This is a genomic window from Legionella drancourtii LLAP12, assembly GCF_000162755.2.
Taxonomy (GTDB): domain Bacteria; phylum Pseudomonadota; class Gammaproteobacteria; order Legionellales; family Legionellaceae; genus Legionella; species Legionella drancourtii.
Genome location: NZ_JH413804.1, coordinates 17,565 through 24,501, shown reverse-complemented (window position 1 = coordinate 24,501; position 6,937 = coordinate 17,565). Strand labels below are relative to the sequence as shown.

The window sequence follows — 6,937 nt, the reverse complement described above, 5'->3', positions numbered from 1 at the left end:
CTGCCTTGAGGGAGTTTTTTTTCATTACCTCAAGGTTTGTATTAGAAATAATTGTATTCATAATTTTTATTATATTAGAATATACTAATATTTTACAATGAGAAATCCATTAATATTTATTTGTTTTGATTTGTGTATTTTACCTTAGATTGCTCAGATCACTCTCTTCAGCTATAGTTAAATCCTTAATGCGATAAGTGGTGGCTATGGATAATTTTTGGTTCCTGATGCAAGAAAAGAGCACCAGAATTAATCAAATTAGTGACTAGATGAGAGCTAATACTATGAGTGATACAATGTATATTGTTTGCCCGCACTGTAATACCATCAACCGACTACTAGCGACACGTTTGATAGAACATCCCAATTGTGGAAAATGTCAAAAAGCACTTTTTTATGGAAAACCAATCACATTGAACCAGGCGCTTTTCGAGCGTCACATCAATCATAATGACATCCCTGTATTGGTTGATTTCTGGGCCCAATGGTGCGGCCCTTGCAAAATAATGGTCCCCCACTTCGAATCTGCAGCAGCTTTTCTTGAGCCGAGAGTTCGATTAATCAAGATTAATATTGAAACTGAACAAGCTTTAGCCTCACGTTACAACATTCAAAGCATCCCAACCCTGATGCTTTTTCTTCACGGAAAAGAAATTGCCAAAAGTGCCGGAGCGATGGGAACACAAGAGTTGATTCGATGGGTAAATCAGAATCTGGACTGATTTTATGATTTATTTCAACGTGGATTTACGCAATTTTGCGTGAGAGATACCAATATGACTATGGAGAGAAACAATTATGTATTATTTCAATGTTAAACGACATGACTCATTTACAAATGTCATTGCAGAAGTAACGGAATCATTAAAAACTGAAGGATTTGGAATTTTAACTGAAATTGACGTGCAAGCAACACTGAAAAAAAAATTAGGCATTGAAAGAAAACCATACATTATTCTCGGTGCCTGCAACCCTCAATTAGCACATCGAGCGTTAGAAATAGATCCAAATATCGGGTTGTTATTACCTTGCAATGTTGTTGTTAGTGAGGAAAGTGATGGTAGCGTGCTTGTTTCTTTTATGGATCCACTTGCTGTCATGGGCCTTGTTAACAAACCGGAAATATTAGAAATAGCGCAGGATGCTTACGATCGGCTAAAGCGCATCCAGACAAAATTAAGTTAAGTTGCTTTCAAGGATAACGAGGGAGTTAGCTATATTGCCAACTCCCTGGTAAACAGCATCATCCTACGTCAATTATTACTTTTAGCGCATGGGTATTAGCTGCATTTTCGAACGTTTCATAAGCATCCATAATATCTTTAAATTTAAAATGGTGGCTAATCAATAAGCTAGGATTAATTTTTTTTGTCACATACTGTTTTGAGTAACATGGGTGTAGTGACTGTATCAACAAGTCGGGTGGTAATCGCGATATTTTGAGACCACAATCGCTCTAAATGTAAATCTACTTTCGCACCATGGACACCAATATTAGCAATAGTACCACCTGGCGCCACAATGTCCTGACAGATAAGAAATGTATTAGCTATCCCAACTGCTTCAATAGCCGTGTCTACTCCACGCCCATCCGTCATTTTCATTACTTTTTCTGCAGTTTTGCCATCTTGGCTATTAATTGTGGTTGTCGCTCCAAATCGTTTTGCTATTTCCAGACGGTTATTATCTAAATCAATCATTATAATTTCAGCCGGAGAGTAAAACTGGGCAGTAAGAAGAGCAGCCAAGCCAATAGGCCCTGCCACTACAATTGCTACCGTATTACCTGGTTGTATTTTGCCGTTGAGTACGCCACATTCAAAACCTGTAGGTAAAATATCACTCAGCATTACCAGAGCTTCTTTATCTACTCCTTTAGGAATTTTATAAAGACTGGTGTCTGCAAAGGGTATTCGAACATACTCAGCTTGTGTACCGTCAATTGAGTTACCAAGGATCCAACCACCGCTTATACAGTGTGAGAACATTCCTTTGCGACAATAATTACACTTGCTGCAGGATGTGATACAAGAAATAAGAACATGATCTCCTTTCTTAAATCCTGTTACCCCTGAACCAATTTGATCGACCACGCCTATACCTTCATGACCAAGAGTTCGGCCAGATTGGCATGTTAATACATCTCCTTTAAGAATATGAAGATCAGTGCCGCAAATTGTAGTCTTGTAATCTTAATCACCGCGTCTGTTGAATCTATTATTTCGGGAACAGGACGATCTTCTAAAGATTTTTTCCCTGGTCCTTGGTATATGAGTGCTTTCATCGCGATGCTCCTTAAGATCATTTGGATTGGTTTTCAACCAGCTTTGTTGTAATAATAATTTTGGACGTTAATGTTCGATGCACTGGACATTTATTGGCTATTTCTACTAGTTGAGTACGTTGTTCTTGAGTCAGTGTTCCTTCTAGCTCAATTAAACGCTCAATATGATCGATTTTTGAATTATTGTTTTCACACCCAATACAATCCTCAACATGAATTTTTTCATGTTTTAACCTCACAATAACTTGTTCCAGGGGAAATTTCTTAAGTTTTGCGTACATACGTAATGTCATCGAAGTACATGAGCCTAGTGCAGCAAGTAAAAAATCATAGGGTGAGGGACCAGTATCTTTTCCACCATTTATAATAGGCTCATCAGCTGTTAAAACATGATTTCCTATAATAATTTTCTGTGTAAACTGACCATCTCCTGTTTCAGAGACAACCGTTTCCTGGGGGATGTTCATTCTACTAATCTCCTTACAGTAAGTTCAGGATCTACCTGAGTAAGCAGGAGTTATATGAATTAATGTTTGTAACGGATTTTTCATAAGCCCCCCCTTTATTTTATTATCTTCCATAAACCTTAATATTAGCAGAAATTAATGGGGTAATTTTGAGCCTCCCGGTTTCAACAAAAACGACTGTTGAGCAGTCGCTAAGTAATTTCAATATTAGATTAGAGTCATTGCTTTAAAGTTGCTCCTAAAAACCAGCGTTTTCTCAACCAAAATGCAACATTCACAAGTAAAATAAGAACTGGTACTTCTACAAGAGGCCCAATGACCGTTGTAAAGGCAATGGCAGAATTAAGTCCAAAGGTAGCAATTGCAACAGCAATAGCCAATTCAAAATTATTACTGGCTGCAGTAAATGATGCTGCCGTTGTCTTTCCATAACTGGCACCAATAAGCTTTCCCATCGCAAAACTGACAAAAAACATCACCACAAAATAAATGGCCAAAGGAATGGCAATACGAATGACATCTACTGGAAGTTGCAACACCATAGCACCTTTTAAAGAAAACATCGCAAGAATCGTAAAAAGTAGGGCAATCAAGGTAATGGGAGAAATTTTTGGTAAAAAAATGGTTTCATACCAGGTTAACCCTTTTCGCTTTATCAATACAATACGAGTCAGAAACCCTGCGAAAAAGGGTATACCCAAATAAATAAAGACGCTTTCGGCAATCGTCATAAAATTGATGTGAACTACTTGCCCACTCATACCAACCAGAGGTGGCAAGACTGTTAGAAAAAACCAGGCATAAACACTGAAGAAAAGCAGTTGAAAAATACTGTTAAATGCCACTAAGGCCGCAACATACTGATTATCCCCTTCTGCCAGCTGATTCCAGACAATCACCATGGCAATACAGCGTGCTAAGCCAATAAGAATAAGCCCAGTCATGTATTCGGGATATCCATGTAAAAACAAAACAGCAAGACCAAACATGAGAAATGGACCAATAAGCCAGTTTTGAATCAAGGACAACAGGAGAATTCGCCAGTCTTTGAATATCAGTGGTAATTCTTCATATTTTACCCTGGCCAATGGGGGGTACATCATTAAAATCAGACCAATTGCAATAGGGATATTCGTGGAGCCAATAGATAGGGAGTTTAAAAATTGCGGTGCGGTAGGAAAGAATGATCCGATAACGACACCTGCAGTCATCGTCATGAAAATCCATAAGGTTAAAAATCTATCTAAAAATGAAAGGCGACGTGTGCTGCGTGTGGGCATGGCAACAACTCCTGTTCAATTCGTAGCTTAAGTTGATTAAATACTTCGATTCCATACAGCTCAAATTTTAAAAAAGGAGTGACTCGTTCAATACCTTTAATCATACAAGCAGAAACTGCAGCTAATAGAAGTTCTGCTGGGTTAAATGCATCTGGGTTTCCTTTTAAGTTGGTATCGAGACTAATCGATGCATTTTTGTAGTACGCACTACTCCCCTCAAAGTTTACGCGCTTGGATACTACATAAAAGACCATCTTTTTGGTTATTTCTGACATAATTTTCCCTATATGTTAATCACTTTCAGATGGATACTTTCCATCTTGCTTTTTCCATCATCATACTTAAATCATAGACTAACTTGTTGGGTCGATGACTGCTCTCAAAAATGACTATTAAAATTGCACGAGTGTTGAAAAATTAAGGTTCAAGAACCTTTCCAACATAACTTCGCTCAAATTCTAAAATTGATTTGCGCTTGTGAGCATTATTAGATTTCTGCTTTTCTTGCCATATTGCACTAACATCTCCTCCACAGTAATCAGTAAGCTTTGTTTTTTCACAATATGTATCGTGAATCGCTATGAGGTTAGTTACGTCATACACTTTAGCATCAACGATTATCCAACAATTTTTAACATTATTATGCGATTTAATTTCCTGCGGTGTAATAAGCCTTTCTGCTGCAATAACCTGTTGCCAGGTTAATACGCATAGAAAAAAAATAATGACCAAAATTTTATGTTCATAGTAAACCCTCCAGTTCAATATTTTGACTTTTTACTCCACGAGATATTAATACTGATTTAAGACTATTCTGAAAACCTGGATGCCCACAGATGCGAACCTGTTCAAAAATTTGGTTGTCAAATACCATATTTTGGAATTCAATGACGAATTGTTGTCCAGTACCTATATAAGGTTTCCATGTAAAATAAGAAATCTCCTCCATGAGGAAGTTTAGTTCATCGCTGAAAAATATATTTTTTTCTGAAATATCACAGCAAATAAAATGAATTTTTTTCTGCTGGGAAAGAGGAAACGAACGTATAGCAGCAAGGAATATAGCTGCACCTATACCGTTGGAAATCCACAGTTGTGCTTGATCTTTTTTCCAAAATGAAGTACCAAATGGTGCTAAAATACGAACGGGGGTTGTAAGAGAAATAGTGTTCAGGCGATCCGTATCCCTTCCTCGTGCTTTAATAAAAAGTTCAATATAAGGTTCTGTTGGCCTGGAGATAATAGTAAAGGGATGCCAAATTCTAGAAAATCCAAATGATACAAACTTAAGGTAAATAAATTGCCCTGGGGTGTAGTGAACAGACCGTGCTATCCCTTGTTCACTTGGCTGAAGTTGGATAAGAAAAAGATTTGGACGTGGTTCTGAAATTTTGGTAATTTGGTATTTTTTACCCCAGAAGGAGCTTGCGGGCAGGATGACAGCTGACAAGATAGACATCGATCCCAGCAGCAGAATGAATAGAAAGATTATCCATTCTACAGAATTCTTGGGTTCAAATAGCAAGAAGGTATGAAGCAGTGCTGAAATGAGGGAAACACTAGTTAAAAGATGTGTTACTCGCCATTTCCTATAAGAAATTTGCGTAAGAAAAAAAGCAAAGGGGAGAGTTAGAATAATTCCGGTAAGCGATATCCAGCCAGACAGAAGCATCGTATCGCTCCACTCAAAAAGTAACGATAAATGCCCCCTATAACGCCAGCTCAATAGGCCTAAATGCCAAAGCATGGCAGCAATGCTGATTAGAGCAACTAAGTGATGCCAACGCAATTGACGTTTGAGACCACCGAATAACCAGTTTAAAAGTGGAACTCTGCTAGCCAAATAAAATGACGCTATTAAAAAAGCCAATGAGAACCATCCACTCAATTGAGTCATTTCATTAATCATCCTCATTGTTTTTTAATAAAGAAACTGTATTTGTCTAATAAGCTAAAGGCTAATTTGGTAAGTGTAACTTTGATGTTGATATTCATCAAGGAACGTATTTTACGATTTTACCTTAATGGCACATCCACCGATATTGACCATATATTTTAGAAGTTTGTCAGCATAATGCTCAACATCATAGTCACGTTCAGAGGGATTCTTTACATATTGTTTTTTTCATCATACTAAAGTTTTCTTTAAATCAGCGTACCGTTAAATGTTCCAATGGCAGTACGGGTGGGCGAGCATATAAAAATGTCTGTGGTCATGACTTTTCCTTATCTTGATTACTCTGATGCTATTACTTGAAGATGGCAACTACCTATTAATTGAATGAAGGATATATCGTTCGTTATTTATGTGTAGTAAATGTCGCTTTGAAATCCATTTTTAACAGGCAAGAAAAATATGGTAGGCATGGAGAAAAAATATTGATAATTTTGGATTCAATTAAGAGGAGTATCCCTGTGCCCTAATTTATATCATTACCAATAACCGCTTCCGCACTTAACATGATAATCTGAATTTCCTCAGTGATTTCTTCTTGACGGAGTAAATTGAGATATCCTTTCAATGTATTTTGTTTACTGTCTAGTCGATCTAACGAATTACTCAAGTGAAAAAACCTTTGATGATTTTCAGCATAAAATGATTTATAAAAAATGGAATGAAACATTGCAAATAAATAATTATCAACAAACTCAGCTAAAAAAAGATCATGAGGTAAAGTTAAAATTGGAGGGACTGAAAAATGCACTTCTTTATTTAAGCCAAATTCTTTAAATGGTTGTAACATTTTAGTTTGAATTTGATTTTGTTCTTCTTCATTGAAGATTATTCTCCATTGCCAAGAATGTAAGTCTATATGCCGTTGAGATGAGACGTCCTCTAGGGTGTGTTGACATTTTGTCGTTAACATATTGAAAAATATGAGCAAACTCGTAGACTTCAAGGTTCT

The 6,937-nt window shown here is 36.9% G+C and carries 9 protein-coding genes and 1 pseudogene; 2 read left to right on the top strand and 8 right to left on the bottom strand.

Translation table 11 applies throughout. From position 1 onward, the window contains the following. Positions 1-284 precede the first annotated feature (284 nt). Complete coding sequence (trxC, locus tag LDG_RS03605) at positions 285-722, top strand: thioredoxin TrxC (protein WP_040534377.1); 438 nt, start codon at positions 285-287, stop codon at positions 720-722. A gap of 76 nt (positions 723-798) precedes the next feature. After that, the gene (locus LDG_RS03600) at positions 799-1,185 is read left to right on the top strand and encodes a DUF302 domain-containing protein (RefSeq protein WP_006869784.1); all 387 of its coding nucleotides are present in this window, start codon (positions 799-801) and stop codon (positions 1,183-1,185) included. Between the two features lie 173 nt (positions 1,186-1,358). On the opposite strand, the gene LDG_RS03595 is transcribed toward LDG_RS03600, so the two are convergent. From LDG_RS03595 to LDG_RS03565, 8 genes and pseudogenes are all read right to left on the bottom strand, one after another. Further along, a complete protein-coding gene (locus tag LDG_RS03595) occupies positions 1,359-2,156 on the bottom strand; it encodes a zinc-binding dehydrogenase (RefSeq protein ID WP_233491412.1) in 798 nt (265 codons plus the stop codon). Beyond that, positions 2,135-2,284, bottom strand: a complete 150-nt coding sequence (locus LDG_RS20040; protein ID WP_233491411.1) for a hypothetical protein — start codon at positions 2,282-2,284, stop codon at positions 2,135-2,137. Before LDG_RS20040 ends, LDG_RS03595 begins: the two co-directional genes overlap by 22 nt. A 17-nt stretch (positions 2,285-2,301) precedes the next feature. After that, the gene (locus LDG_RS03590) at positions 2,302-2,751 is read right to left on the bottom strand and encodes an OsmC family protein (RefSeq protein WP_006869781.1); all 450 of its coding nucleotides are present in this window, start codon (positions 2,749-2,751) and stop codon (positions 2,302-2,304) included. Positions 2,752-2,969: 218 nt separating this feature from the next. Continuing rightward, on the bottom strand, positions 2,970-4,031 hold the full coding sequence (gene arsB / locus LDG_RS03585) for an ACR3 family arsenite efflux transporter (protein WP_006869780.1): 1,062 nt from the start codon (positions 4,029-4,031) through the stop codon (positions 2,970-2,972). Continuing rightward, positions 3,995-4,306: an OsmC family protein gene (locus LDG_RS03580; protein WP_006869779.1), complete on the bottom strand. Its 312-nt coding sequence runs from the start codon at positions 4,304-4,306 to the stop codon at positions 3,995-3,997. The genes arsB and LDG_RS03580 overlap by 37 nt, the downstream gene beginning before the upstream one ends. Positions 4,307-4,448: 142 nt before the next feature. Then, complete coding sequence (locus LDG_RS03575) at positions 4,449-4,763, bottom strand: cytochrome b5 domain-containing protein (protein ID WP_006869778.1); 315 nt, start codon at positions 4,761-4,763, stop codon at positions 4,449-4,451. A gap of 10 nt (positions 4,764-4,773) precedes the next feature. Next, positions 4,774-5,928 carry a ferric reductase-like transmembrane domain-containing protein gene (locus LDG_RS03570; protein WP_006869777.1) on the bottom strand — a complete coding sequence of 385 codons (1,155 nt, stop codon included), beginning with the start codon at positions 5,926-5,928 and terminating at the stop codon, positions 4,774-4,776. 523 nt (positions 5,929-6,451) lie between these two features. Continuing rightward, a pseudogene (locus LDG_RS03565) lies at positions 6,452-6,937 on the bottom strand (F0F1 ATP synthase subunit gamma); the annotation flags it as partial.

Excerpts from the sequence above, each read along its gene's own strand:
- LDG_RS03570 (WP_006869777.1), bottom strand. The coding sequence starts at position 5,928 with ATGACTCAATTGAGTGGATGGTTCTCATTGGCTTTTTTAATAGCGTCA.
- LDG_RS20040 (WP_233491411.1), bottom strand. The coding sequence starts at position 2,284 with ATGAAAGCACTCATATACCAAGGACCAGGGAAAAAATCTTTAGAAGAT.
- LDG_RS03580 (WP_006869779.1), bottom strand. The coding sequence starts at position 4,306 with ATGTCAGAAATAACCAAAAAGATGGTCTTTTATGTAGTATCCAAGCGC.
- LDG_RS03590 (WP_006869781.1), bottom strand. The coding sequence starts at position 2,751 with ATGAACATCCCCCAGGAAACGGTTGTCTCTGAAACAGGAGATGGTCAG.
- LDG_RS03600 (WP_006869784.1), top strand. The coding sequence starts at position 799 with ATGTATTATTTCAATGTTAAACGACATGACTCATTTACAAATGTCATT.
- trxC (WP_040534377.1), top strand. The coding sequence starts at position 285 with ATGAGTGATACAATGTATATTGTTTGCCCGCACTGTAATACCATCAAC.
- arsB (WP_006869780.1), bottom strand. The coding sequence starts at position 4,031 with ATGCCCACACGCAGCACACGTCGCCTTTCATTTTTAGATAGATTTTTA.